This window comes from Paraburkholderia sp. D15 (assembly GCF_029910215.1).
Taxonomy (GTDB): Bacteria; Pseudomonadota; Gammaproteobacteria; order Burkholderiales; family Burkholderiaceae; genus Paraburkholderia.
Window position 1 is genome coordinate 3831254 of sequence record NZ_CP110395.1, and the last position, 25483, is coordinate 3856736.

The 25483-nt window shown below is 64.4% G+C and carries 22 protein-coding genes; 4 read left to right on the forward strand and 18 right to left on the reverse strand.

The window, feature by feature from the left end:
* The first annotated feature begins 58 nt into the window (after positions 1-58).
* Complete coding sequence (gene purB, locus LFL96_RS16615) at positions 59-1447, forward strand: adenylosuccinate lyase (protein ID WP_280996279.1); 1389 nt, start codon at positions 59-61, stop codon at positions 1445-1447.
* Positions 1448-1556: 109 nt separating this feature from the next.
* Here purB and LFL96_RS16620 read toward each other — a convergent pair whose 3' ends face one another.
* The 4 genes from LFL96_RS16620 to edd all read right to left on the reverse strand — a co-directional run bounded on the left by LFL96_RS16620 (position 1557) and on the right by edd (position 6367).
* Positions 1557-2051 (reverse strand): gluconokinase, encoded by a 495-nt coding sequence (locus LFL96_RS16620; RefSeq protein WP_280996280.1) that lies wholly within the window; start codon positions 2049-2051, stop codon positions 1557-1559.
* 10 nt (positions 2052-2061) lie between these two features.
* Entirely contained in the window at positions 2062-3471 is a 1410-nt protein-coding gene (locus tag LFL96_RS16625; RefSeq protein WP_280996281.1) for a GntP family permease, read from the reverse strand.
* A 311-nt stretch (positions 3472-3782) separates the two neighbouring features.
* The gene (gene eda / locus LFL96_RS16630; protein ID WP_280996282.1) at positions 3783-4424 is read right to left on the reverse strand and encodes a bifunctional 4-hydroxy-2-oxoglutarate aldolase/2-dehydro-3-deoxy-phosphogluconate aldolase; all 642 of its coding nucleotides are present in this window, start codon (positions 4422-4424) and stop codon (positions 3783-3785) included.
* A gap of 26 nt (positions 4425-4450) precedes the next feature.
* Positions 4451-6367 carry a phosphogluconate dehydratase gene (gene edd, locus LFL96_RS16635; RefSeq protein ID WP_280996283.1) on the reverse strand — a complete coding sequence of 639 codons (1917 nt, stop codon included), beginning with the start codon at positions 6365-6367 and terminating at the stop codon, positions 4451-4453.
* A 294-nt stretch (positions 6368-6661) separates the two neighbouring features.
* On the opposite strand from edd, the gene LFL96_RS16640 reads away from it, so the two are divergent.
* Positions 6662-7507: a MurR/RpiR family transcriptional regulator gene (locus tag LFL96_RS16640; RefSeq protein WP_280996284.1), complete on the forward strand. Its 846-nt coding sequence runs from the start codon at positions 6662-6664 to the stop codon at positions 7505-7507.
* Between the two features lie 99 nt (positions 7508-7606).
* Here LFL96_RS16640 and LFL96_RS16645 read toward each other — a convergent pair whose 3' ends face one another.
* The 9 genes from LFL96_RS16645 to LFL96_RS16685 all read right to left on the reverse strand — a co-directional run bounded on the left by LFL96_RS16645 (position 7607) and on the right by LFL96_RS16685 (position 17349).
* Positions 7607-8023, reverse strand: a complete 417-nt coding sequence (locus LFL96_RS16645; RefSeq protein WP_280996285.1) for a CopD family protein — start codon at positions 8021-8023, stop codon at positions 7607-7609.
* 54 nt (positions 8024-8077) lie between these two features.
* Positions 8078-9349 (reverse strand): glutamate-5-semialdehyde dehydrogenase, encoded by a 1272-nt coding sequence (locus tag LFL96_RS16650; protein ID WP_280996286.1) that lies wholly within the window; start codon positions 9347-9349, stop codon positions 8078-8080.
* A gap of 95 nt (positions 9350-9444) precedes the next feature.
* The gene (holA, locus tag LFL96_RS16655) at positions 9445-10575 is read right to left on the reverse strand and encodes a DNA polymerase III subunit delta (RefSeq protein ID WP_280996288.1); all 1131 of its coding nucleotides are present in this window, start codon (positions 10573-10575) and stop codon (positions 9445-9447) included.
* 54 nt (positions 10576-10629) lie between these two features.
* On the reverse strand, positions 10630-11169 hold the full coding sequence (gene lptE / locus LFL96_RS16660; protein WP_281000803.1) for an LPS assembly lipoprotein LptE: 540 nt from the start codon (positions 11167-11169) through the stop codon (positions 10630-10632).
* A 100-nt stretch (positions 11170-11269) separates the two neighbouring features.
* Complete coding sequence (gene leuS, locus LFL96_RS16665) at positions 11270-13861, reverse strand: leucine--tRNA ligase (RefSeq protein ID WP_280996290.1); 2592 nt, start codon at positions 13859-13861, stop codon at positions 11270-11272.
* Positions 13862-13996: 135 nt separating this feature from the next.
* Positions 13997-14542 (reverse strand): biopolymer transporter ExbD, encoded by a 546-nt coding sequence (locus LFL96_RS16670; RefSeq protein WP_280996292.1) that lies wholly within the window; start codon positions 14540-14542, stop codon positions 13997-13999.
* Positions 14543-14781: 239 nt separating this feature from the next.
* The gene (locus tag LFL96_RS16675) at positions 14782-15492 is read right to left on the reverse strand and encodes a MotA/TolQ/ExbB proton channel family protein (RefSeq protein ID WP_280996295.1); all 711 of its coding nucleotides are present in this window, start codon (positions 15490-15492) and stop codon (positions 14782-14784) included.
* Positions 15493-15585: 93 nt separating this feature from the next.
* A complete protein-coding gene (gene dapB, locus LFL96_RS16680) occupies positions 15586-16392 on the reverse strand; it encodes a 4-hydroxy-tetrahydrodipicolinate reductase (RefSeq protein ID WP_280996297.1) in 807 nt (268 codons plus the stop codon).
* 129 nt (positions 16393-16521) lie between these two features.
* Positions 16522-17349 (reverse strand): outer membrane protein assembly factor BamE, encoded by an 828-nt coding sequence (locus LFL96_RS16685; RefSeq protein WP_281000805.1) that lies wholly within the window; start codon positions 17347-17349, stop codon positions 16522-16524.
* 158 nt (positions 17350-17507) lie between these two features.
* Between LFL96_RS16685 and fur the strand changes: the two genes are divergently transcribed.
* Positions 17508-17936, forward strand: coding sequence for a ferric iron uptake transcriptional regulator (gene fur, locus LFL96_RS16690; RefSeq protein ID WP_095418232.1), 429 nt, complete (start codon positions 17508-17510; stop codon positions 17934-17936).
* Between the two features lie 145 nt (positions 17937-18081).
* On the opposite strand, the gene LFL96_RS16695 is transcribed toward fur, so the two are convergent.
* From LFL96_RS16695 to LFL96_RS16705, 3 genes are read right to left on the reverse strand one after another with little or no spacing between them, the layout of a single operon-like run.
* Complete coding sequence (locus LFL96_RS16695) at positions 18082-18603, reverse strand: ureidoglycolate lyase (RefSeq protein WP_280996301.1); 522 nt, start codon at positions 18601-18603, stop codon at positions 18082-18084.
* A 12-nt stretch (positions 18604-18615) separates the two neighbouring features.
* Positions 18616-19626, reverse strand: a complete 1011-nt coding sequence (gene alc, locus LFL96_RS16700; RefSeq protein ID WP_280996303.1) for an allantoicase — start codon at positions 19624-19626, stop codon at positions 18616-18618.
* 23 nt (positions 19627-19649) lie between these two features.
* Complete coding sequence (locus LFL96_RS16705) at positions 19650-20990, reverse strand: C4-dicarboxylate transporter DctA (RefSeq protein ID WP_280996305.1); 1341 nt, start codon at positions 20988-20990, stop codon at positions 19650-19652.
* A gap of 248 nt (positions 20991-21238) precedes the next feature.
* On the opposite strand from LFL96_RS16705, the gene LFL96_RS16710 reads away from it, so the two are divergent.
* Entirely contained in the window at positions 21239-21925 is a 687-nt protein-coding gene (locus tag LFL96_RS16710; RefSeq protein ID WP_280996307.1) for a FadR/GntR family transcriptional regulator, read from the forward strand.
* Between the two features lie 140 nt (positions 21926-22065).
* Here the strand turns inward: LFL96_RS16710 and gap are convergent, their stop codons facing one another.
* Together gap and tkt are read right to left on the reverse strand one after the other, a co-directional pair.
* A complete protein-coding gene (gene gap / locus LFL96_RS16715; protein ID WP_280996310.1) occupies positions 22066-23076 on the reverse strand; it encodes a type I glyceraldehyde-3-phosphate dehydrogenase in 1011 nt (336 codons plus the stop codon).
* A gap of 90 nt (positions 23077-23166) precedes the next feature.
* Complete coding sequence (gene tkt / locus LFL96_RS16720) at positions 23167-25188, reverse strand: transketolase (RefSeq protein WP_280996312.1); 2022 nt, start codon at positions 25186-25188, stop codon at positions 23167-23169.
* Between the last annotated feature and the right edge of the window lie 295 nt (positions 25189-25483).

Here is a 25483-nt window from a genome sequence, read left to right on the forward strand (position 1 = left end):
CTCCCCAAGCGCCCCTTAGCGCTCTCCGAGCGCTCAACGCTTCGACCCGGTCCTCATCATGTCCGACACCCGCCCCGACACCCTCTTCGCGCTGAACGCGCTTTCCCCGCTCGACGGCCGTTACGCGTCGAAAACCGAAGCCCTGCGCGAATGGCTGTCCGAAGCCGCTTTCATGCGCAATCGCGTGACGGTTGAAATTCACTGGCTGATCGCGTTGTCGCGTGCCGGTTTCGCCGAAGTGCCGCGCTTTTCCGAAGCGTCCGAACAGTTCCTGCTGCAACTGGCCGAGCGCTTCACCGCGCACGACGCCGCGCGCATCAAGGACATCGAGCGCGTGACGAATCACGACGTGAAGGCCGTCGAATACTGGTTGAAGGAATCGGTGAAAGGTCAGGAAGAACTGGAGCGCGCGAGCGAGTTCATCCATTTCGCCTGCACGTCGGAAGACATCAACAACACGTCGCACGGGCTGATGCTGGCCGGCGCACGTGAGCATGTGATCCTGCCGGCGCTGCGCTCGGTGCATCAGCGTCTCGTCGCGCTTGCGCACGCGCACGCCGCGCAGCCGATGCTGTCGCGCACGCACGGCCAACCGGCCAGCCCGACCACGCTCGGCAAGGAACTCGCGAACGTGGCCGCGCGTCTGGAACGCGCGATCGACCGTATCGCGAAGGTCGAACTGCTCGGCAAGATGAACGGCGCGGTCGGCAACTTCAACGCGCATCTGTCCGCGTATCCGGAATTCGACTGGGAAGCGTTCTCGCGCGAAGTCGTCGAGCAGCGTCTGAAGCTGACTTTCAATCCGTACACGATCCAGATCGAGCCGCACGACTACATGGCCGAACTGTTCGACGCGGTGTCGCGTGCGAACACGATCCTGCTGGATCTGGACCGCGACGTGTGGGGCTACATTTCGGTCGGGTACTTCAAGCAGCGCACGAAGGCCGGCGAAATCGGTTCGTCGACCATGCCGCACAAGGTCAATCCGATCGACTTCGAAAATTCGGAAGGCAATCTCGGCCTGGCGAACGCCACGCTGCGTCACCTCGCCGACAAGCTGCCGGTGTCGCGCTGGCAGCGCGATCTGACCGACTCGACGGTGCTGCGCAATATCGGCGTCGCGTTCGGTTATTCGCTGCTCGCATACGACTCGCTGATCCGCGGTCTGGACAAGCTCGAAGTGAATGCGCAGCGTCTGAACGAAGACCTCGACAACTGCTGGGAAGTGCTGGCCGAGCCGGTGCAAACGGTCATGCGCCGTTACGGCATCGAAAACCCGTACGAGCAGTTGAAGGAGTTGACGCGTGGCAAGGGCATCACGCGCGAAGCGCTGCAGACCTTCGTCAGCGGTCTCGCGATTCCGCAGGACGCGAAGGACCGCTTGCTGGCCATGACGCCGGGTTCGTATATCGGCAAGGCGGTGGAACTGGCGAAGCGGATTGCCTGATAAAGGCCGCATCGTCATCGTTCGATGAATGCCTCGCTGGCCGAGGAGGCATGAAAAAGGAAAAAGCCGCTCCAGAAAACGTGGAGCGGCTTTTTTTCGTCCCGCGATTTCAGCGTTGCTCGACCTGCTTCAACACTTCGTCGACGATTTCCTCCGGCGTCAACTCGATGCTCACCGTGATCGCTTCATCCGCGCCCGGCTCCTCGAGCGTATCCAGTTGACTCTGCAGCAGCGACGGATCGAAGAAGTGACCGGTGCGCGTAGTCAGCCGCTCCTCCAGCACCTCGCGCGAACCCTTCAGATAGACGAAGCACACGTCCTTGTCGCCGTCGCGCAGCACGTCGCGATACGAACGCTTGAGCGACGAACACGTGAACACCGCCGTCTCGCCCGCCTTCTGCTTCTCGACGATCGCCGCGCGGATGGTTTGCAGCCACGGCCAGCGGTCCTCGTCGGTCAGCGGAATGCCGTGATGCATCTTTTCCTTGTTGGCGGCGCTGTGGAACGCGTCGCCGTCGGTGAACGCGCAGTGCAGGCGTTCCGCCAGCATTTCGCCGATGCGGGTCTTGCCGGCGCCCGACACGCCCATTGCGATCAGAATCATTCGATACTCCTTACACGACCGCCGCGAGTGCGAAGGTCAAACCCAAACCCATCAGCGAGATGATGGTTTCCAGCAGCGACCATGTCTTGAAGGTCTGCCCCACCGTCATCCCGAAGTATTCCTTGATCAGCCAGAAGCCGCCGTCGTTGACGTGCGAAAAGATCAGCGAGCCCGAACCGGTGGCGAGCACCAGCAACTCCGGCTGAACCTGCACGGCGCCGGCCGCCGCGATCGGCGCGACGATGCCGCAAGCGGTGGTCATCGCAACCGTGGCCGATCCCGTCGCGAGACGGATCAGCGCCGCGACCAGCCAGCCGAACAGCAGCGGCGACAGATGCGCGGAAGTCGCCGCGTTGACGATCTCTTTCGAAATGCCGCTGTCCATCAGCACGCGGCCGAACCCGCCGCCCGCGCCGACGATCAGCGTGATGCCCGCGATCGGCGCGAGACATTCGCCGCAGAATTTCTGGATCTGATCGCGCGTGAAACCGCGGCTCGCGCCGAAGGTCCAGAAACTGACCAGCACCGCGATCAACAGTGCGACGTCCGAATTGCCGATGAAGCGCAGCAGATCGTTCGGCAGCGTTTTCGGCTCGGTGATCAGATCGGCCCAACTGCCGACCAGCATCAGAATCACCGGCAGCAGCACGGTGAACAGCGTGATGCCGAAGCTCGGCAATTCACGCTTCGGCGCGGTGCTTTGCGTGCTGTCCTTCGCGCCGTCCTTCGCGCCATCTTTCGACCCATCGGCCGCGCCGAGAAACTGCGCGGCGAGCGCGTTATCTTTCGGCAGCTTGATATAGCGGCTGATCAGCAACGCGAACAGCGGCCCCGCGACGATTGCCGTCGGCACCCCGACCATCAGACCGTAGGCGATCGTCTTGCCGATATCCGCGTGATAAGCCTGCACCGCGAGCATCGCGGCCGGATGCGGCGGAATCAGACCGTGCACGACGGAGAGCCCCGCGACCATCGGCAGGCCGACCAGCAGCAATGACTTGTTGGTGCGCTTCGCGACGTTGAACGCGATCGGAATCAGCAGCACGAAACCGACTTCGAAGAACACCGGCAAGCCGACGATGATCGCGACGACCATCATCGCCCAATGAATGTTCTTCTCGCCGAACCAGTCGATCAGCGTGGTGGCGATCCGCTCCGCGCCGCCGGACTCGGCCATCATCTTGCCGAGCATGGTGCCGAGGCCGACCACGATCGCGATGTGACCGAGCGTGTTGCCGTTACCCGTCTCGAACGATTTGACGATGGTCGACATCGGCATGCCGGACGCGAGTCCCAGCAGCAGCGACACGATGATCAGCACGAGGAACGGATAGACCTTGTAGCGCGTGATCAACAGGATCAGCAGCGCGATGGCGATCACCGCGAAGACCAGCAGCAGGCTGCCGTGGGTAGCTCCCATGAAGCTCCTCCTTTGCGTTGTAGATTCTGGAGTGCAGGAAAAAAGCGGCCAGCACCATGTCTCACGGCGACCTGCGCGACGCCTGAAAACCGGGCTGACCGCGCGGACGCTGAATTTTACTGTCTGTCGTCTTAAAACGCCTGCCAATCGGGCGATGCGCGATCAAGGCACGAACTGCAGGCCGTCATTCGAACGACGCATCGGCGAAACTCACCAGCAAAAAAGAAGCCTCGCCGCGACAGCCTGAACGGCTGGTTCGACGAGGCTCCTTCGGTTCGGGCCCGGTGGACGGATTAATGCGTGCGCGTCAGTTAGTGCGCCGGCGCGGCCAACTGGCTCGCGGCCCGCGCGAGACGCGTGACTTCGTCCCAGTTCTGCGCGGCCAGTGCCGCCTTCGGCGTGAGCCACGAACCGCCCACGCACACCACGTTCGGCAGCGACAGGAAGTGGGTCGCGGTTTCCGCGGTGATGCCGCCGGTCGGGCAGAACTTCAGCGTCGGGAACGGACCGTGGAACGCCTGCAGCATCGGCACGCCGCCGGCCTGCTGCGCCGGGAAGAACTTGACGATTTCATAGCCGAGTTCCAGTGCCTGGATGATGTCGCTCGGCGTCATCACGCCCGGCAGCAACGGCAGGCCGGCGTCCTGGGCGGCCTTGTGCATGTCTTTCGTGAGGCCCGGCGAGACGCCGAACTGCGCACCCGCTTTCTTCGCCTGCGCGCAATGCTCGGGCTTCGTGATCGTGCCGACGCCGACCACGATGTCGTCGGCCAGATGGCTCGCGCGTTCGATCGCTTCCAGGCCGGCCGCCGTGCGCAGCGTGATTTCGAGCACTTTCACGCCGCCCGCGTGCAGCGCGCGCGACACGTGTTCGCCCTGTTCGGCCGAGTCGAATGCGAGCACCGGAATCACCGGGCCGAGGCGCACGATATCGCTTACTGTTTTCGCCGTCATAGTCAGACTCCTTGTTTGCGCAGCATTCAGCTGGCTTGGGTGGTGCTTGTTTGTGTGTGGCGGTGCGCCGCCGCGGCTTCCGCCTGATGTCCAGCGTGATGCGCGGGACGCTCGCCCACCATCGCACCGAACACCGACGCGCCCTGCTCCGCCGGCGCGGCCGCCGCGCGGAACACGCCGAACAGCTCGCGGCCGAAGCCGACTTCGTTGTCCGCCTGATGCTGCGGCGCGGCGCCCTCACGCGCCGCCCATTGCGCGGCGTCGATCTCGATGTCGAGCACGCCCGCTTCGGCGTCGATCACCAGCATGTCGCCGGTGCGCACCTTGCCGATCGGCCCTTGCAGCAACGCTTCCGGCGACAGATGAATCACCGCCGGCACCTTGCCGGACGCGCCCGACATGCGGCCGTCGGTAACCAGCGCGACATGGAAGCCTTGATCCTGCAACACACCGAGCAGCGGCGTCAAACGGTGCAGCTCGGGCATCCCGTTTGCCCGTGCGCCCTGGAAGCGCACCACGGCGATGAAGTCGCGCTTCAACTCGCCCTTGTCGAACGCTTCCTGCACCGCTTCCTGCGAATCGAACACGATCGCGGGCGCCTTGACCTTGCGATGCTGCGCCGCCACCGCCGAAATCTTGATCACGCCGCGGCCGAGCTTGCCCTGCATCAGACGCAAGCCGCCGTCTGGCTGGAACGGTTCCGCGATGCCGCGCAGCACCGTCGTGTCGCCGCTCGCCGGTGCGCCCGGCACCCATTGCAGCTTGCCGTCGATCAGCTTCGGCTCTTCGGTGTAGTGCTTCAGACCCTTGCCCGCGACGGTGTTGACGTCTTCGTGCAACAAGCCGCCTTCCAGCAGATTGCGCACCAGGAACGCGACGCCGCCCGCCGCGTGGAAGTGATTCACGTCCGCCTTGCCGTTCGGATAGATCTTGGCGAGCAGCGGCACGGCCTGCGACAGCGTGTCGAAATCGTCCCAGTCGATCACGATGCCAGCCGCGCGCGCAATCGCGACGAGGTGCAGCGTGTGATTGGTCGAGCCGCCCGTCGCCAGCAACGCGACGATGCCGTTGACGATCGCTTTCTCGTCGACCACATGGCCGATCGGCATGTAGTGACCGCGCTCCACCGTGAGGTCGAGCACGCGGCGCGCGGCCTGCGCGGTCAGCGCGTCGCGCAGCTCGGTATGCGGATGCACGAAGGCCGAGCCCGGCAGATGCAGGCCCATCACTTCCATCAGCATCTGATTGCTGTTGGCGGTGCCGTAGAACGTGCAGGTGCCGTGGCTGTGATAGGCGGCGGCTTCCGCTTCGAGCAGCGCGTCGCGGCCGCACTGGCCGGTCGCGAAGAGCTGGCGGGTCTTGGCTTTGTCGTCGTTGGACAGGCCGCTGCCCATCGGGCCGGCCGGCACGAAGATGGTCGGCAGATGGCCGAATTGCAGCGCGCCGATCAGCAGACCCGGCACGATCTTGTCGCAGATGCCCAGGCACAGCGCCGCGTCGAACATGTTGTGGGTCAGCGCGACCGCCGTGCTCATCGCGATCACTTCACGCGAGAACAGCGACAGTTCCATGCCCGCGTTGCCCTGCGTGATGCCGTCGCACATGGCCGGCACACCGCCCGCGAATTGCGCGACACCGCCGTTTTCGCGCGCGGCCTGCTTGATGATGTCCGGGTAGTTTTTGTACGGCGCGTGGGCCGACAGCATCTCGTTGTACGAGGACACGATGCCGATGTTCGGCTCGCGGATCTGCTTGATGACGAGTTTGTCGTTGCCTTCCATGCCCGCGAAGCCGTGGGCCAGGTTCGCGCACGACAGCGCGCCGCGCGCCGGGAACTTGCCCTGCGCCTGATGGATGCGGGCCAGGTAGGCCTCGCGCGTGGGCTTGCTGCGCTCGATCACGCGTTGCGTGACCTTCAACAATTGCGAATGCGGGGAAACCATCGGAGCTCCTTCGTCGCTGGCATTCAGGCGTGCGCGCACGTGGCCAGGTAGGTATCGCAGGGGATGTCGGATCAGTCGACAAACGCGATGTTAGTAGAAAAACTACATGATCGCAACGCGCTTTCCTGCTGCAGCGCCACATCCCATCCATTCCCACCGAGCCATACTGGCGGCCGGTCAACGAGAAATGGAGCAAACCTAGGGATTACACCTAGCTGCGAATCTGTAGTTTTTGTAGCTTTTTCTACAATCGGCTATAGTCCACGCATTCTTCAGCATAGTGCGAGTTTTCCGATGATGCTGTCCCAGGTGGAAGCGATGCGCGAGCAATTGCGCCCGTCCGAGCGCAAGCTCGCGGATTACATCGTCGAGGCGCCGCGCGAGGTGCTCGACCTCTCGATGACGGAAGTGGCCGCCCGCGCGGGCGTGAGTCAGCCGACCATCGCGCGGTTCTGTCATGCGCTCGGTTTTTCGGGGTTTCGCGAGTTCAAGATCCGGCTCGCGCAGGGCATCGCGGCCGAGGTGCCGGCGGTGTACCGCGATGTGCGGCCCGACGAGCCGACGCCGGGCGTGGCCGCGAAGGTGCTCGACCGGACCATCGGCGCGCTGATCCAGGTGCGCAACAATCTGTCGTCGGACAGCGTGGCGGCGGCGATCGCGCTGCTGGCGCAGGCGCGCCGCATCGAGTTCTACGGTGCGGGCGGGTCGGGCATCGCCGCGCTCGATGTGCAGCACAAGTTTTTCCGGCTCGGCATGCCGAGCGTCGCGTATTCGGACCCGCACACGTTTCTGATGTCGTCGGCGTTGCTGGGGCCGGGCGACGTGGTGGTGGCGATCTCCAACACCGGCCGCACGCGCGATATCCTCGACGCGGCCAAAGCCGCACTCGCGGCGGGCGCGAAAGTGATCGCGATCACGCACGGCAATTCGCCGCTCGCGCGGCTCGCCTCGGTGGGACTGTTCGCCAATGTCGACGAAGACACGGATATCTTTTCGCCGATGACCTCACGCGTGTCGCACCTGGCGATCGGCGACATTCTGGCGGTGGGCGTGGCGCTAAGCCGCGGGCCCGAGCTGGTGGAGAAGCTCGCGCAGACGAAGGAAGTGATTCATCGGCGCCGGGTGGATTCGCACGGATAGCGAACGCGGCGTGTCGGGACGGCCGTCGCAAAAAAAGGCGGGTTGCCGAAATCGGCAACCCGCCTTTTTTATCGTCCCGTCAATCTCGTGGGCTCAGCCTCAGAACGGCTTGATCACCACCAGCGCCACCGCTGCCAGCATGCCGAGCACCGGCAATTCGTTGAACATCCGGTACCACTTGTCCGAGCGCTTGTTCTCGCCGCGCTCGAAGGTGCGCAGCAGCACGCCGCAGTAAGCGTGATAGACGATCAGCAACACGACGACGCCGACCTTCGCGTGAATCCAGCCCTGCCCGCGACCGATGCCGATCACGAGCCACAACCACAGCCCGCAGGCCAGCGCCGGCACCGCGATAAACGACATGAAGCGGAACAGCTTGCGCGCCATCGTCAACAGACGCGCGGTCGCGGCGGGCTCCGTTTCCATCGCCAGATTGACGAAGATGCGCGGCAGATAGAACAGGCCGGCGAACCAGGAAGCAATCAGGACGATGTGAAACGTTTTTACCCAGAGCATCAGTAGTACCTGTACCTGTGCGGATGGTTGATGGTGCGATCGCGCGCCACGCGTTTACTGGCGGCCTTCGCCGTGTCCCAGCACCACGTACTTCAGCGACGTCAGGCCTTCCAGTCCGACCGGACCGCGTGCGTGCAGCTTGTCGTTCGAAATGCCGATTTCGGCGCCGAGGCCGAATTCGAAGCCATCGGCGAAACGCGTGGACGCGTTGACCATCACGCTCGCCGAGTCCACTTCGCGCAGGAAGCGCATCGCGCGGTCGTGATCTTCGGTGACGATCGCGTCGGTGTGATGCGAGCCGTATTCGTTGATGTGCCCGATCGCCGCGTCGAGGTTGTCGACCACCTTGATCGCCAATACCGGCGCGAGGTATTCGGTGCGCCAGTCTTCTTCCGTCGCGTCGACCAGCGGCGTCACGCCTGCATCGGCCAGCTCCGCGCGCGCCGCCGCGTCGACGCGCAACTCGACGTCTTTCTCGCGATACAGCTTGCCCAGCGCGGGCAGCACTTCAGCCGCGATACCGCGCGCCACCAGCAGCGTTTCCATCGTGTTGCAGGTGCCGTAGCGGTGCGTCTTCGCGTTGTCGCAGACGTTCAGCGCCTTCGCCACGTCGGCGCGATCGTCCACGTACACGTGGCAGATGCCGTCGAGGTGCTTGATCATCGGCACGCGGCCTTCCTCGATCAACCGCGCGATCAGGCTCTTGCCGCCGCGCGGCACGATCACGTCGACAAATTCGGTCATCGTGATCAGCTTGCCGACCGCCGCGCGGTCTGCTGTGCCGACCACCTGCACCGCGTCCTGCGGCAGACCGGCGGCTTGCAAGCCTTCGCCGATCAGCTTCGCGAGCGCGGTGTTGCATTCGAGCGCTTCCGAACCACCGCGCAGAATCGTCGCGTTGCCCGACTTCAGGCACAGCGCGGCAGCGTCGATCGTCACGTTCGGCCGCGATTCGTAGATGATGCCGATCACGCCGAGCGGCACGCGCATCTGCCCGACCTGAATGCCGCTCGGACGGAACTTCATGTTGCTGATTTCACCGATCGGATCGGCCAGCGCGGCCACCTGCCGCAGCCCTTCGACCATCGTCTTCAGCGCCTTGTCCGACAGCGTCAAGCGATCGATGAACGCCGCGTCGTGCCCTTTGTCGCGCGCCTTCGCAAGATCGCGCGCGTTGGCTTCCTTGAGCAACGCGGCGTCGCGCTCGATCGCGTCCGCGACAGCCGCGAGCGCGGCATTCTTCGCCGCCGTCGACGCTCGCGCCATCGCGCGCGAAGCGTGACGCGCGCGGCGGCCGAGGTCGGTCATGTACTGGTCGATATCCATGGTGATTCTCTTGGTGCCGCGCACATTCGCGTGCGGCGGACTGGCAGAAATTAGCGAAACATCAAACGATTGTAAGGCGAGTGCCGTGGCCTCGCTCAGGCAGGCCTGCGCACGGAGGTGGCAGCGGCGCCCGATCCGCCGACGCGTGGCCGTGGCGGCGATACGGCCGCCGTTTTCGGCGACGCCACCGTCATCGCGAGCTCGAACAAACCGTCCCACGGATCGGGCGGCGGATCGTTACGATGATTGCCGGGCGTCCCGCCCGACAGGCCCTTGACCTGCCGGTCGAGCTTCGCCGCCAGCGCCAGCGCTTTTTCCAGCGCGGCTTCCGTGACACGCGACAACGCCGGGCCGATCAGACGCTCGCGCGGACCCCACACGCGGTTCTCGCGCACCAGCATGGCGAGCGGCTTGCCCGCCGCGACGCCGCGCTTGATCCGCAGCAGGGTGCGCACTTCCTCGACGACCGCCCACAGCACCAGCACGGCGGCCTCGCCCTCGCCGCGCAACCCGTCGAGCATGCGCGACAAACGGCCGACGTCGCCCGCCAGCATCGCTTCGTTCAGTTTGAAAACGTCGTAACGCGCGACGTTCAGCACGGCGTCGTGAATCTGTTCGAAGCTCAACGCGCCGGCCGGATAAAGCAGCCCGAGCTTCTGGATTTCCTGATGCGCGGCGAGCAGATTGCCCTCCACGCGCTCGGCGATAAATGCCAAGGCGCGGCGCCCTTCCTCGCCAGCCGCAACGCGCTGCCCTTGCGCGGCGAGCCGTTGGCCGACCCAGTTCGGCAACTGTGCGCGCTCGACCGGATCGATCTTCAACGCGACCCCGGCATCGGCAAGCGCGCTGAACCACGCCGACTTCTGCGTGGCCGCATCGAGGCGCGGCAGCGTGACGATGGTCAACACGTCGTCGTTGACGGCGCCGGCGAGCGTCTTCAGTGCCTCGCCGCCTTCCTTGCCGGGCTTGCCCGACGGAATCCGCAGCTCGACCAGTTGACGGTCGCCGAACAGCGACATCGACTGACTGGCGCCGAGCAAGGAACTCCAGTCGAAACTGCGCTCGACGGTGAACACCGAGCGATCGGTGAAGCCGGCCGCGCGCGCCGCCGCACGGATGCGGTCGCACGCTTCCTGAGCGAGCAGATGCTCGTCGCCATACACGACGTAGAGCCCGGCGAGCCCCTTGGCGAGATGCGCTTCGAGCGCGTCAAGTCGCAGTTGCATGGCTACCGGCTGGCGAAGTGGATCGGATGAGACGTGTCGGACACGGCATCGCGCTCACAGCGGCGGCGGCGGCAACGGTGCGCGCGGCACCACCGCAGGCGCTTCCTGTCCAGGCGCCGGATGCAGCGAACGGACAATCGACAGACGCCGCGTGAGCTGATCGATCGCGTCGCTTTCCATGTCGTTGAACAGGATGTCGCTCTCGGCCACCTTGGCCTGCGAGTACTGGTCGCTATACGTCATCGCGCGATTCAGCGAGATCACGCTGCTCGGGATCAACACGGTGCCGTCCTTGCCGACCAGCGAGTAACTCATGGAGAGGTTGATCTGATACTCCTCGACCACGCCCAGCGAATTCAGCGTCAGGGTGCTGAGCCCGCGGCCCTCGGCCAGCGTCAGCGTGGCATCCGCGTTCGCCACCGAACTGACGACCACCGTGTCGCTGCCGCCCTGCACCAGGCGCGTGAGGCGCGCGTTGGCCGCCGGCGAACCGCCGGCAATGAAGAGGCGTTTAAACGCGTAGTCCTGCTGACCGCGCAACTGGAAGCCGCACGCGGACAACATCAGCACGCTGCACGCCAGCGTCAATAACATTCTGCGAGTCACATTCGCTCCTGGTTCGCAGTGGATTCCGTCGCGACAAACGGACGCCGCAGGTGGCTGCGCCCGTTCGCCGCGAGGCTGTGGTGTACCGTCAGACGACCACGTTCACGAGACGGCCCGGCACCACGACGATCTTCTTCGGCGCCCGGCCTTCGCTGAACTTCGCGACCATTTCGTGCGCGGCCGCGAGCTGTTCGATCGCTTCGCGCGTGGCTTCCTTCGCGACCGTGATCGCGCCGCGCACCTTGCCGTTCACCTGCAGCACGAGTTCGATCTCCGACTGCTCCAGTGCCTGTTCGTCGACCTTCGGCCACGGCGCGTCGAGCAGCGAACCGTGGGCATCGGCATAACCGAGTTCCTGCCAGAGCTGGAACGTCAGATGCGGCACGACCGGATACAGCACGCGCAGCATCACGCTGCAGGTTTCGCGCAGCACGGCCGGCTGGGCACCCTTCGCGCCGTCGAGCGCGTTGAGCATCTTCATCGCGGCCGACACCACCGTGTTGTATTGCAGACGCTGATAGTCGAAGTCCGCCTGCTTCAGCACGGTGTAGATCTCGCGGCGCAGCGTCTTGTCGACATCGCCGAGTTGCGCGACATCGAGCGCGCCCGCCGAGCGCAGCGCCGCTTCGTTCGACTGGCAGAAGCTCCATACGCGACGCAGGAAGCGGCTCGCGCCCTCCACGCCCGAACCCGACCATTCGAGCGACTGCTCGGGCGGCGCGGCGAACATCACGAACAGACGCGCGGTATCCGCGCCGTGCTGGTCGATCAGCAATTGCGGATCGACGCCGTTGTTCTTCGACTTCGACATCTTCTCGACGCCGCCGAGCACGACCGGCTGGCCATCCGAATTCAGCACCGCGCCGGACGGGCGGCCCTTGTCGTCGAACGAGACGGTGACGTCGGCCGGGTTGTACCAGGTCTTCTTGCCCGCTTCGCTTTCGCGGAAATAGGTTTCGTTGAGCACCATGCCCTGCGTGAGCAGGTTTTTGGCCGGCTCGCCGAACTTGACGAGGCCGAGGTCGCGCATGACCTTCGCCCAGAAACGCGAGTACAGCAAATGCAGAATCGCGTGTTCGATACCGCCGATGTACTGGTCCATCGGCGCCCAGTAATCGGTGCGCTCGTCGACCATGGTCGACGCGTTCGGCGACGCGTAGCGGTAGAAGTACCACGACGAATCGACAAAGGTGTCCATGGTGTCGGTTTCGCGTTTGGCCGCGCCGCCGCAGGTCGGGCAGGTGCAGTTCACGAACGCTTCGGACTTGGCGAGCGGGTTGCCCGTGCCGTCCGGCACGAGGTCTTCCGGCAATACCACCGGCAGATCTTTTTCCGGCACCGGCACGTCGCCGCAGGTCGGGCAGTGGATGATCGGAATCGGCGTGCCCCAGTAACGCTGGCGCGACACGCCCCAGTCACGCAGACGCCACGTGATCTGCTTGTCGCCGAGGCCGAGTTCCTTCAGGTCGGCGGCGATCCGATCGACCGCCTGTTCGTAGCCGAGGCCGTCGTACTTGCCGCTGTTGATCAGCGTGCCGGTCTTCTCGCCATACCATTCCTGCCAGGCGTCGGCCGAGAACGCCTGCCCCGCGACGTCCACCACCTGCTTGAGCGGCAGACCGTATTTCTTCACGAACGCGAAGTCGCGCTCATCGTGCGCCGGCACGCCCATCACCGCGCCTTCGCCGTAGCTCATCAGCACGTAGTTGCCGATCCACACCTCGACCGGTTCCTGCGTGAGCGGATGCGTGACCGTGAAGCCGGTGCCCATGCCCTTCTTTTCCATGGTCGCGACGTCGGCTTCAGCGACGCCGCCGCGCTTGCATTCCTCGATGAACGCCTGCAGTTCCGGCTTGTCTTTCGCGAGACGCGTGGCGAGCGGATGTTCGGCGGCGATCGCGCAGAAGGTCACGCCCATGATCGTGTCGGCGCGCGTGGTGAACACGCGCAGCAGTTTCTGCTCGCCGTCGATTTCGTACGGGAAGCCAAAGTTCACGCCGAAGCTCTTGCCGATCCAGTTCTGCTGCATGATCTTCACGCGCTCGGGCCAGCCGAGGCCGTCGAGATCGTTCAGCAGTTCGTCCGCGTACTGGGTGATGCGCATGTAGTACATCGGGATTTCGCGCTTTTCCACCGGCGCGCCCGAGCGCCAGCCGCGACCGTCGATCACCTGCTCGTTGGCGAGCACGGTCTGATCGATCGGGTCCCAGTTCACCGTGCCGGTCTTCTTGTACGCGATGCCCTTTTCCAGCATCTTCAGGAACAGCCACTGGTTCCACTTGTAGTAGTCGGGGCTGCACGTCGCGACTTCGCGCGACCAGTCGATCGCGAGGCCCATCGACTGCATCTGCTTCTTCATGTACGCGATGTTGTCGTAGGTCCATTGCGCGGGCGGCACGTTGTTGGCCATCGCCGCGTTTTCCGCCGGCATGCCGAACGCGTCCCAACCCATCGGCATCAGCACGTTATAGCCGTTCATCCGCAGATAGCGGTACATCACGTCGTTGATCGTGTAGTTGCGCACGTGGCCCATGTGCAGCTTGCCCGACGGGTACGGCAGCATGGAGACGCAGTAGAACTTGGGCTTGTCGGTGGTTTCCGTCGTCTTGTACGCGTCGATGGCGCGCCATTGCCCTTGCGCGGCGGATTCGACGTCGGAGGGAACGTATTTTTCGTGCATGGTGTGATGGGATCGCTGGGTTCGGTGCTTTCGCACCGGCCGCTCTGGTGCTCTGCTGAATGAAATGGCGTCGTTTCCCCTCTGCGGGGGAAAGGGCTGATTATACCGTTCGCGGACGGGTGCGCCGCGCGGCGTCTATGGCGCGGGGCGCTGCGGCATTCCGTCCCGCGGCGGCGGCGGATCCGTCACGAAACCGATGCGTTCAAGGCCGGCCTGCTGCGCTGCGCCCATGACCTGCGCGATCACCTCGTAACGGGTACCGCGCTCGGCACGTAGCTGGATTTCGGGTTGATCCGAGGCGTCCGGCGAGCTGGACTGGGCGGTTGCGCCGGGTTGCTGTCCGCCCTGTGTATTTGTTTGGGTTTGAGTCTGCGTTGCCGCCTGCGTTGCCGCCCGTTTCGCGGCTTGCGCGAAGCGGGTGCGCATCTGTTCCAGCGTGATCGGCTCACCGTTCCAATAGAGCTTGCCGGCGGCGTCGATGGACAGCGAAATGGTCTGCGGCGTCTGGCGCGCGGGCGCGGCCGCGACTTTCGGCAGATCGAGCCGGATCGCGTGCGTGAACAGCGGCGCCGTGATGATGAAGATCACCAGCAGCACCAGCATCACGTCGATCAACGGCGTCATGTTGATGTCGGCCATCGGCGCGGCCGCCTGCTTTTTCTCGAGTCCGCCGAATGCCATGTCGCCTCCGTTTGCTTGCGGTGCTTGCCGTGCTTGCGTTTGCCTGCGTTTGCTTTCGCGTTCGTGCGCCTGCTTCGCAGTTGTTGAGGTTGGGCAGCGCTCGCGCTTGTTTCTGCCTGCATGCGCTGGTTCGGCTGGCGCCTGATGGGCCCGTCAGCATCTATCCACGCTCGATCGCGCTTGCTCGCGGCGGTGCCGCCCGCGCTCGCCGGTCAGCCGTGTCGCTGCGCGAAACGGCGTCAGTGAGTCGAAGCCTGCTGAGACCGCGCCGGCGTCTCGCGCGGCTCGGCCGGCGCGCACACATAAGCGTGCAGATCGTGCGCGAAGCCGTCGAGTTCCTCGGACAACTGCCGTCCGATGCGTCCCAGCACGTTGTACGCGAGCACCGCCGGAATCGCGACGACGAGACCGAACGCGGTCATGATGAGCGCCTCGCCGACCGGACCGGCCACGTTCTCGATCTGCGCCTGGCCGCTCGCCGCAATACTGCCGAGCGCGTGATAGATACCCCACACGGTGCCGAGCAGTCCGACGAACGGCGCGGTGCTACCGACCGACGCCAGCAACACCTGGCCGAATTCGAGCCGCCGCTGCGACGCGTTGAGCGCCTGGCGCAGCGCCCGCAACACGCGTTCGCCGCGTTCGACGCGCGCGAGCAACGCGCCCGGAATGTCGACCTCCGCGGCATGCAGCGCGGCTTCGGCGAGTGGCGCGAACACGCGCTCGCGATCCGCGCGCTTTAGCGCCGCGACGCCTTCGGACAGCGTGGGCGCCTGCCAGAACCGCGCGATGGCCGGCCCCGCCTGACGCCTCGCGCGCGTAAGCATCCAGCTTTTGACGATCAGAAAGCACCAGCTCGCAATCGACATGGCCAGCAGCACGTAAGCGACGCCATGTGTGATCGCGTCGCTGGTTTGCAGGTAATGGATGATGCCGCTGCTGCCCGCCATCTGACCTCGCCGTGGAAAAGTGCCTCATTGCGCGCGCCGCAGCGCCGCAGCGTCCGCAACTCGCGCCCGGCGCATTCGCTGCGCCGGCTTCGTTCAGCCCGCGTCGCGCAGACCGAGCACGTCCTGCATGTCGAAGAAACCGTTTGCGTGGCCTTCGAGGAAACGCACCGCGCGCAGCGCACCTTGTGCATACGACAACCGGCTCGCCGATTTGTGCGTGATCTCGATCCGCTCGCCGATACCCGCGAACAGCACCGTGTGATCGCCGACGATGTCGCCGCCGCGAATCGCCGAAAAACCGATGGTGGACGGATCGCGCTCGCCCGTCACGCCTTCGCGGCTATAGACCGCGCATTCATCGAGATTGCGGCCGAGCGCGCTGGCGATCGTCTCGCCCATGGTCAACGCGGTGCCGGAGGGCGCATCGACCTTGTGACGGTGATGCGCCTCGATGATCTCGATATCGTAGCCGGTCGCGAAATGCTTCGCCGCGAACTCCAGCAGTTTCAACGTGACGTTCACGCCGACGCTCATGTTCGACGCGAACATGATGGCGACCTTCTCCGACGCCGCCCGCAATTGCGCCTTCTGCGCATTGTCGAAACCCGTCGTGCCGATCACCATTTTCACGTTGTGGCGCTGCGCCGCTTCCAGATGCGTCAACGTGCCCTCGGGGCGCGTGAAGTCGATCAGATAATCGGACTCGGCGAACACGCGCTCGATGTCGTCGGTCAGCAGCACGCCCGTCTGTTTGCCGAGAAACGCGCCGGCGTCCTGGCCGAGTTGCGGTGCGCCTACGCGGTCGAGCGCGCCGGACAGCGTCGCGTCGGGATCGTTGAGAACGGTTTCGATGAGCATGCGGCCCATACGGCCCGATGCGCCTGCGATGGCAATTTTCATGGCTTCGAGGGTTCGATAAAAACAAAAACCCCGCCAGATGCGGGGAACAGCGGCGCCGGACAAACCGTCCGGACGCCGCGGGTCACGTCCAATCCGTCTTGATGCCTGATCAAGACAGGGACAGCGCGATCAGCCGCCCGTTCCCGACGCCGGTGCGGGCGGTGCGGTCAAGGGCGCGTTATACGTCGGGCCGCCATTGGTGGTGCCTTGCGCGCCCGTCGTCGGGCCGACCGGATTGCTGTTGTCCGTATTCCCATTCTGCGGTGGCGGCGGACGATGGAACTGGAATTGCGGCTGACCCGAGGCCGTGGGGCCCGTAGACGGGATGCCGCCACCGCTCGCGGTCGGCGCGCTCGGCACGCTGGGACGCGCGGAGCTGACCGACGGCACCGCGCCGGTCGCACGATTGGCGGCCTGCGCCGCTTCCGCGTTGGCGTCGGTGGACGGCACCGAGGCGGCGTCCGTAGCCGGCGCGGCAGCCGCGGCCGGCGTAGCCGGCGCACTAGCCGCAACCGGCGCGCTCGCGCTGCTTGCCGAGACGGCCGCCGCGGCCTTCTTCTTGCCGAGCTTGTCGCCGTCGATTTCCGCCAGCAACTCGAGGTTGGACGGCAGATCTTCGCCGCCCGTCCAGCTCGATACGCGGTCACCCGCGAACATCACGACGAAATCGCGCTGCTGCACGACATTGGTCGAGCCGCGCTTGAAATAGAACACGTAGTCCCAACGGTCCGCGTGGAACATGTCGGTCAGCAACGGCGTGCCGAGCAACTGCTTCACCTGGGCGCGGGACATGCCGACCTGCATCTGCGCTGCTGCTTCCTTCGAAACGAAGTTGCCTTGCACCACCGTGATACGGTACGGCGTAATGCTTTGGGCGACACGCTGTGTCAGGCTGTCGTAAGTGGAACATCCGGCAAGAACCGCGACAGTCGCAACAGCGATCAAGGTACCCCGCATGCGGCTCCCCCGGTAGATCAATTGAGATTTTGAAATCATTTCACTCACCGTGCGGGCCCACTGACGAGCCGCGCGAGTTTCATTCCATCGAAGATGACCAGAACGGCAAAAACACATTACTATGAGAGCCCAGCATTGTACTCTAGGGATCCCTTGTCATGACCAATCCAACCGATCTCAAGAATATCGGGCTCAAGGCGACCCTTCCGCGCCTCAAAATCCTTGAGATTTTTCAGCACAGCCCGGTGCGTCACCTGACCGCCGAAGATGTGTACCGCAACCTGTTGCACGAAGAACTCGATATCGGCCTGGCAACCGTGTATCGCGTGCTGACGCAGTTCGAGCAGGCTGGCCTGCTGTCGCGCAGCAACTTCGAATCGGGTAAGGCGGTGTTCGAATTGAACGAAGGGTCGCACCACGACCACCTCGTCTGCCTCGATTGCGGGCTCGTCGAAGAATTCTTCGACTCCGAGATCGAGAGCCGTCAGCAGTCCATCGCGAAAGAGCGCGGCTTCAAGCTGCAGGAACACGCGCTGGCGCTCTACGGCGCATGCATCAAGGAGAACTGCCCGCATCGCAAGCATTGATGCGCGTTGATACGCATTAGCGCTTGATGAGCGCAAGCCGGCCGCGTCGGGGTGCGCGGACTGGCGGGCAAGAAAAGACCCGGCCGAGTTGAATCGGCCGGGTCTTTTTTTCGCATGCGATGCAAAGGCGCGCAGGCCGCAGCGGCTACTCCACCAACGCCGCCACCTCCGCGCTCGCTTCGAACACGAGCCGCCAGGGCTCGGTCAACGCGAGTTCGTCGCAGTTCGGCTGCGCGCCGCCGCGATCGACCACCACGAAATCGCTGACGCGATCGAGCGCCAGCAGCGGGTGGTGCCAGACGCCCTTCGCGTAATTCACACCTTGCCATGCGTCGGTCCAGAAGGCGCGCAGCTGCGCCGGATCGAACTCACCGGCCGGCGCGACCACGACGAGATAGCGTCCCGGCGTCAACGGAATGAAAGCCTGACTGCCCAGCGGATGCCGCTCCATCATCGCGATCTCGACCGGCCACGCTCGCGGTTGCGCGCGAAAAAGATTGATCAGCGGACGGCCGCCCTGCTCCGTCACGTCGACGCACGCAAGATCGTGAAAGCGCTCGGTCGTGCCGCCATTGATCGCGAAATGGCGCGCGCCTTCCAGTTCGATCACGTCGCCGAACGGCGCGAAGGCCGCGCGCGTCAGGCGTTCCATCTGCAAGGTTTTCATCGGGCGCCTCCGTTATGCGAGGTCGCCCCACAGACGCAGGCGCGACACGCCGCCGTCCGGAAAGATATTGAAACGCACATGGGTGACCGGCCCCAGCGACGCGATGCCGTCGTCGAACGTGTGCACGTGGTCCATTTGCAGCTTGCGTTCGCCGAGCAGTTCCGGCCAGAACATCGCCTGAGTGATCAACGAATCGTCGGTGCCGCCCGTTACCGAGGCCGCTTGCAGCGAACAGCGATCCGGATAGTTGCCCTTGAAGTGCGCGGTGTCGACTTCGATCTTGCGGATCACGCCCGGCCGCGCCAGCGCGACGATCGCCCAGTCGTTGCCCGGTTCGCGACGGCGCCGCGTTTCCCAGCCGTCGCCCATGTTCACGCCACGGCCCGGCATCAACATCTGCGACGCGGGTCCGAAGTGCTGGTTGTTGGCCGCGACCAGATACGCGCCGTTCTCGACGGCGGCCAGATCCAGCAGCGTGCCGCGCTCGACGCGCTCCCAGTCGCGCTTCGGCTGACCATATACGCGCAGACGCGCGAGACCACCGTCCGGATACAGATTCACCCGCAGATGCGTGAACGCGCGCGTGTCCTGCACTTCGACGTAGTGGTGCTGGTTGCCTTGCAGCGTGGTGGCCGGCACGAGGGTTTGCCAGTCGGCGTTATCGGGCGGCACGTCGCCGTCGGCATGACACGCGTCGATCGAAGCGGCCGGCGGAAAGTTGCCGGTGAAGTGACTCGTGTCGAGATCGACGCCGTGCACCACGCCCGGCCGCGCGAGCCGGATCACGCAGTAATCGTGGCCGGTGGTGCGCTTGCGACGGGTTTCCCAGCCGTCCATCCATTTGCCGTGATCGTCGTATTTGCCGGGGATGAACACGGCCGGCTGCGGCTCCAGCATGCGTTCCTTCGGCGCGAAGAATTCGTCGCTCGCGTGCAGTGCCTTCGCGCCCAGACGCGGATCGGCGAGGTTCATGTAGCGGCGCGTGAAAGCGGGCGCGTTGGGATCGAGAATCGGATTGGCCATGATGTCGCTCAGGTTGCCTCAGGTTACGAAAGAGATTGGAATGCCGGCGCGTGGTCGCCCGCGGCCGGTTCGAGATCCGCGCTGTCGCCGGCCGGCACGTATTGCAGCGCCGCGTCGCGATTCAGCACGCGATGCGCGCGTACCCGGTCGATGTCGTTTTCCCAGACGGCGACCACCACCGTGGCGACGCAATTGCCGATCAGGTTGGTCAGCGCGCGGGCGATGCCGACGAACCAGTCGACCGGCAGGATCAGCACGAGGCCGAGCACGGGAATCGCCGGAATCGCGGAAAGCGTCGCGGCGAGAATGACGATCGCCGAGCCGGGAATGCCGTGCGCGCCCTTCGACGTCACCAGCGACACCAGCACCACGACGATCAGGTCATGCAGGGAGAGCGGCGTGTTGGTGGCCTGCGCGATGAAGATCACCGCAAGCGTCAGATAGATCGAGAAGCCGTCGAGATTGAACGAATAGCCGGTCGGAATCACGAGGCCGACAGTCGAATCCTTCACGCCCATCCATTCGAGTTTGCGCATGATCTGCGGCAGCACGGCATCCGACGACGCGGTGCCGAGCACGATCGACAGTTCTTCGCGCAGATAGCGGATCAGTTTGAAGAGGCTGAAGCCGGCGAGGCGCATCACGATGCCCAGCACGACCACCACGAACACGACGCAGCTCGCGTAGAACACCAGCACCAGCATGCCGAGCTGCTTGAGCGATTCGACGCCGTAGGTGCCGGTGGTGAACGCGATCGCGCCGAGCACGCCGAGCGGCGCGAGCTTGATGATGAAACCCATCACGCGGAAAAACACCTGCGACAGTTCGTCGATCAAACTGCTGACGCGCTGCGCCTTATTGCCGAGCAGCGACAGCGCCGAACCGAACAGCACCGAGAACACCAGTATCTGCAGGATGTCGCCGGTTGCGAACGCGTTGATCGCGGTATCGGGGATGATCTTCAGCAGAAAGCCCGCAGTGTCCTTCAGGCTCTTCGCGTTTTCGGTGTAGGTGGACAGCGAAGCCGGATCGAGCGAATGCAGATCGATGTTCATGCCGACGCCAGGGCGCGTCACATAGGCGAGCACCGCGCCGATCACCAGCGCGATGGTGGTCATTGCCTCGAAATAAACCACCGCCTTCAAACCGACGCGGCCGACCTTGCGCAGATCGCCCGCATGCGCCATCCCGCTCACCACGACGCAGAACACGATCGGGCCGATCACCATCTTGATCAGCTTGAGAAAGCCGTCGCCGAGCGGACGCAGCGACTGCGCGAAATGCGGATACACAGCGCCGATCACGATGCCCGCCACCAGCGCTATGACGACCCGGCCAAACAGCGAATTGAAAAACTTCAACACGGCTTTCTCCTGGTTGTGATGCTGATCTGTTCAGACTGGTCCGACCAGTACTGTTATGGCAGATAGTAGGAAGCCGATATACTGGCGTCAAGTTTTCAGAGAACAGTGTTTACCCGTTGTTTTTGAGGCCGTTTCCGGAACGTTTATCGCCGGATCACAGCGGTGTCGCGGGTTTCGGAAGATCGTCGGCGCGAGCGTTTGGCTCGCGTAATACAATGCTGGTCAGACCGCGCATCCAGTGAGCCGCCATGAAGAACGTCCCCCATACCGTCACCGACGCCGCCATCGCGACCATCCGCGAACGGATCGAAGCGGGCGTCTATCCGGTGGGCAGTTTGCTTCCGGCACAGCGTCAGTTGTCCGAGGAGCTGGCGATCAGCCGCGCGTCGTTGCGCGAAGCGCTCTCCACGCTCGAAGCGCTCGGCCTGCTGGTGATCCGGCCCGGCAAAGGCGTCTACGTGGAAAGCGCACAAGCCACGGCCGCGCAATCGTGGCGTTTCGCCGAGCAATCGTCGCTGCCGGACACGTATCAGATGCGCTATGCGCTGGAAGGCTTCGTCGCGCGGATGGCGGCGCTAGCCGTCAGCGACGCCGATCTCGCCTGGTTCGAGGACAACATTGCGGCCATGCAGACGGCGCTCGCCTGCGACGAGCTCGACGAAGCCGCACGCCTCGACTACGACTTTCACATGCGCGTGGTGAATATCGCCGGCAACGCGGCGATCGAATCGATTCTGAGCAGTAGCGCGGAGATCATGAAGGAAAGCCAGCGGATGCCGTTCTACCGGCGCGAACTGGTGCTGTCCACGTACACCGAACATCGCGCGATTCTGGATGCGTTGAAGACGCGCGATTCCGCGGCGGCGGGTAAGGCGATCGAGACGCATATCGCGAACGCGGCGCAGCGCGCGGGGGTATATTTCCCGACGCCTTAAGTCGTCGACGCGCAGCAGTGGCCGCTCGATCGCACGGACTGTAGACGCAAAAAAGCCGCTCCAGGGAGCGGCTTTTTCTTTGCCTTGTCCGCCGCCGCAGGCTTTCACCTGCAACACGGACAAACCATCATGCAGCCGATTTACTTGGCATTCGCCAGCGCCACAGCCGTGTCCAGCATGCGGTTCGAGAAGCCCCACTCGTTGTCGTACCAGCTCGACACCTTCACCAGACGGCCCGACACCTTGGTCAGCGTGGAGTCGAACGTCGACGAAGCCGGGTTGTGGTTGAAGTCGATCGACACCAGCGGCGCCGTGTTGTAGCCGAGGATGCCCTTGAGCGAGCCTTCCGAGGCTTCCTTCATGATCGCGTTGACTTCCTCGACCGTCGTGTCGCGCTCGGCGATGAACGACAGGTCGACGATCGACACGTTGATCGTCGGGACGCGAATCGCGTAGCCGTCCAGCTTGCCGTTCAGTTCCGGCATCACCAGGCCGACCGCCGACGCAGCGCCGGTCTTGGCCGGGATCTGGCTGTGTGTGGCCGAACGCGCGCGGCGCAGGTCTTCGTGATAAACGTCCGTCAACACCTGGTCGTTCGTGTACGCATGGATCGTGGTCATCAGACCGTTCACCAGACCGATCTTGTCGTTCAGCGGCTTGACGAGCGGTGCCAGGCAGTTGGTCGTGCACGATGCGTTCGAGATCACCGTGTCCGATGCCTTCAGCACATGGTGGTTCACGCCGTAGACGATGGTCGCGTCGACGTCTTTGCCGCCCGGCGCCGAGATGATCACCTTCTTCGCGCCGCCCTTGATGTGCGCGCTCGCCTTTTCCTTGGTCGTGAAAAAGCCCGTGCATTCCAGCACGATGTCGACGTTCAACTCGCCCCACGGCAGTTCGGCCGGATTGCGGTTAGCCAGCACGCGGATCCGGTCGCCGTTGACGACCAGGTAGTCGCCGTCCACCGACACTTCACCCGGGAACTTGCCGTGCGCGGTGTCGTATTGCGTCAGGTGAGCATTGGTCTTGGCATCGCCGAGATCGTTGATGGCGACGATTTCGATATCGTGCTTCTTGCCGTTTTCGTAGAAGGCGCGCAGCGTGTTGCGGCCGATCCGGCCGTAGCCGTTGATTGCGACGCGAATCGTCATGGTCTATCTCCTGATGGCTGAAAAAAATACGTCTCTACCCTGCTGCATTCGCAGTCTGGCCGCAACCGCCGCGGCCAGACTTGCCGAAGATCAGCCGAGTGCGGCCTTCGCCGTCGCAACCACGTTCTCGACGGTGAAGCCGAAATGCTTGAACAGCACGCCTGCCGGGGCCGATTCGCCGAACGTGTCGATCCCGACCACGCCGCCTTCCAGGCCCACGTACTTGCGCCAGAAATCCGTCACACCCGCTTCGATCGCGACGCGGCGCACGCCTTGCGGCAACACGCGTTCACGGTACTCGGCGTCCTGCTTGTCGAAGACCGTGGTGGACGGCATCGATACGACGCGAGCGCCGATGCCTTCGCGCGCCAGCGGCTCGACCGCGTTGAGCGCCAGTTCGACTTCCGAACCGGTGGCGATCAGGATGATCTTGCGCGCGGGGATTTCGTCATTCCAGTCGCGCAGCACGTAGCCGCCCTTCTCGATGTTGGCGATCTGCGCGTCCGTGCGTTCGGAGAACGGCAGGTTCTGACGGCTGAAGATCAGGCACGACGGGCCGTGATGCTCGACCGCGTGGGTCCAGGCCACCGCCGTTTCGACCGTATCGGCCGGACGCCACACCTGCAGATGCGGAATCAGGCGCAGGCTCGCGACGTGTTCGATCGACTGGTGGGTCGGACCGTCTTCGCCAAGGCCGATCGAGTCGTGCGTGAACACGAAGATGGACGGCGCTTTCATCAGCGCGGCGACGCGCAGCGCGTTGCGGCTGTAATCGGAGAACGTCAGGAACGTGCCGCCGAACGCCTTGAAGCCACCGTGCAGCGCGACACCATTGATCGCGGCGCTCATGCCGAACTCGCGCACGCCGTAGTTCACGTAGTTGCCGGCGGCCTGGCCTTCGGCATTCACGCGGACCGGCTTGGCCGCCTTCCAGTTGGTCAGGTTCGAACCGGTCAGGTCGGCGGAGCCGCCGAGCAGTTCCGGCAAGACGGCCGACAGACCTTCGATAGCCTGTTGCGACGCCTTGCGCGTGGCAATGGTTTCCGCGCGCTCGTTGGCGCCGGCGACGATCGCCTTGGCCTTTTCCGCCCAGTCGGCCGGCAATTGCTTGGCCATGCGGCGCGTGAATTCGGCGGCTTCCTGCGGATACTTCGCTTGATAGGCGGCGAACGCCTTGTCCCACTCTGACTCGACGCGCGCGCCCGCTTCCTTCGCGTCCCATGCCGCATAGACTTCCTGCGGAATCACGAACGGCTCCCACTTCCAGCCGATCGCCTCGCGCGTGGCCGCGATTTCCTTGTCGCCCAGCGGCGCGCCGTGCGAGTCGTGGCTGCCGGCCTTGGTCGGCGCACCTTCGCCGATCACGGTCTTGCAGCAGATCAGGGTCGGCTTGTCGGATTGCTTCGCTTGCTTGATTGCGGCGTCCACCGCGTCGACGTCGTGGCCGATCACGTTCGGAATCACGTTCCAGCCGTACGCTTCGAAGCGCTTCGGCGTGTCGTCGTGGAACCAGTGCACCACTTCGCCGTCGATCGAGATGCCGTTGTCGTCGTAGAACGCGATCAGCTTGTTCAGCTTCAGCACGCCGGCGAGCGAGCAGGCTTCGTGCGAAATGCCTTCCATCAGGCAGCCGTCACCGACGAACACGTACGTGTGGTGGTCGACGATCTTCGCATCCGGCTTATTGAATTCGGTGGCAAGCAGCGACTCGGCCAGCGCCATGCCGACCGCGTTCGCCAGCCCCTGACCCAGCGGGCCGGTGGTCGTTTCGACGCCCGGCGTGATGCCGTATTCCGGGTGACCCGGCGTCTTCGAATGCATCTGGCGGAAGTTCTTCAGCTCGTCGATCGGCAGGTCGTAGCCGGTCAGGTGCAGCAGCGAGTACAGCAGCATCGAGCCGTGACCGTTCGACAGCACGAAGCGGTCGCGGTCAGCCCATTGCGGGTTCTTCGGGTTGTGGCGCAGATGACGCGACCACAGGGCCACGCCGATTTCGGCCATGCCCATCGGCATGCCGGGGTGGCCGGAGTTCGCTTTTTGAACGGCGTCCATGGACAACGCGCGGATTGCGTTGGCCATCAGGGAGGTGGGTGCGGGAGACGGGGTCGTCATGTCGAGTCCGGAGACAGAGTCAGAAAGCGATGCGCGCTTGAGTCCCGGATGCTCGGCGGCCAGTCCGCTTCGGCGCACGGTGCGGCGCCAGGAGACGCGAAACGGGCAGAGCAAACGGACAAGGCTGAAAGCGTGACATTCTAACAGAACGTTGCCCGGGGCCTGAGCGGAAACGGGCCAGGCGCGTGGTGGCACGCGGGCGGCGGCCGTATCGCCGGGAGGCTGGCGGACCGTGGTTGCGCGGGGCGGCGAGTGACCGGCTGTCTGTCTTCCTGTGACGTGGGGGCGCGGCGGT

Bases quoted from the DNA above. Each gene is read 5' to 3' on its own strand.
- purB (WP_280996279.1), top strand. From the start codon at position 59: ATGTCCGACACCCGCCCCGACACCCTCTTCGCGCTGAACGCGCTTTCC.
- LFL96_RS16620 (WP_280996280.1), bottom strand. From the start codon at position 2,051: ATGATTCTGATCGCAATGGGCGTGTCGGGCGCCGGCAAGACCCGCATC.
- LFL96_RS16625 (WP_280996281.1), bottom strand. From the start codon at position 3,471: ATGGGAGCTACCCACGGCAGCCTGCTGCTGGTCTTCGCGGTGATCGCC.
- eda (WP_280996282.1), bottom strand. From the start codon at position 4,424: ATGACGGCGAAAACAGTAAGCGATATCGTGCGCCTCGGCCCGGTGATT.
- edd (WP_280996283.1), bottom strand. From the start codon at position 6,367: ATGGTTTCCCCGCATTCGCAATTGTTGAAGGTCACGCAACGCGTGATC.
- LFL96_RS16640 (WP_280996284.1), top strand. From the start codon at position 6,662: ATGATGCTGTCCCAGGTGGAAGCGATGCGCGAGCAATTGCGCCCGTCC.
- LFL96_RS16645 (WP_280996285.1), bottom strand. From the start codon at position 8,023: ATGCTCTGGGTAAAAACGTTTCACATCGTCCTGATTGCTTCCTGGTTC.
- LFL96_RS16650 (WP_280996286.1), bottom strand. From the start codon at position 9,349: ATGGATATCGACCAGTACATGACCGACCTCGGCCGCCGCGCGCGTCAC.
- holA (WP_280996288.1), bottom strand. From the start codon at position 10,575: ATGCAACTGCGACTTGACGCGCTCGAAGCGCATCTCGCCAAGGGGCTC.
- lptE (WP_281000803.1), bottom strand. From the start codon at position 11,169: ATGTTATTGACGCTGGCGTGCAGCGTGCTGATGTTGTCCGCGTGCGGC.
- leuS (WP_280996290.1), bottom strand. From the start codon at position 13,861: ATGCACGAAAAATACGTTCCCTCCGACGTCGAATCCGCCGCGCAAGGG.
- LFL96_RS16670 (WP_280996292.1), bottom strand. From the start codon at position 14,542: ATGGCATTCGGCGGACTCGAGAAAAAGCAGGCGGCCGCGCCGATGGCC.
- LFL96_RS16675 (WP_280996295.1), bottom strand. From the start codon at position 15,492: ATGGCGGGCAGCAGCGGCATCATCCATTACCTGCAAACCAGCGACGCG.
- dapB (WP_280996297.1), bottom strand. From the start codon at position 16,392: ATGAAAATTGCCATCGCAGGCGCATCGGGCCGTATGGGCCGCATGCTC.
- LFL96_RS16685 (WP_281000805.1), bottom strand. From the start codon at position 17,349: ATGCGGGGTACCTTGATCGCTGTTGCGACTGTCGCGGTTCTTGCCGGA.
- fur (WP_095418232.1), top strand. From the start codon at position 17,508: ATGACCAATCCAACCGATCTCAAGAATATCGGGCTCAAGGCGACCCTT.
- LFL96_RS16695 (WP_280996301.1), bottom strand. From the start codon at position 18,603: ATGAAAACCTTGCAGATGGAACGCCTGACGCGCGCGGCCTTCGCGCCG.
- alc (WP_280996303.1), bottom strand. From the start codon at position 19,626: ATGGCCAATCCGATTCTCGATCCCAACGCGCCCGCTTTCACGCGCCGC.
- LFL96_RS16710 (WP_280996307.1), top strand. From the start codon at position 21,239: ATGAAGAACGTCCCCCATACCGTCACCGACGCCGCCATCGCGACCATC.
- gap (WP_280996310.1), bottom strand. From the start codon at position 23,076: ATGACGATTCGCGTCGCAATCAACGGCTACGGCCGGATCGGCCGCAAC.
- tkt (WP_280996312.1), bottom strand. From the start codon at position 25,188: ATGACGACCCCGTCTCCCGCACCCACCTCCCTGATGGCCAACGCAATC.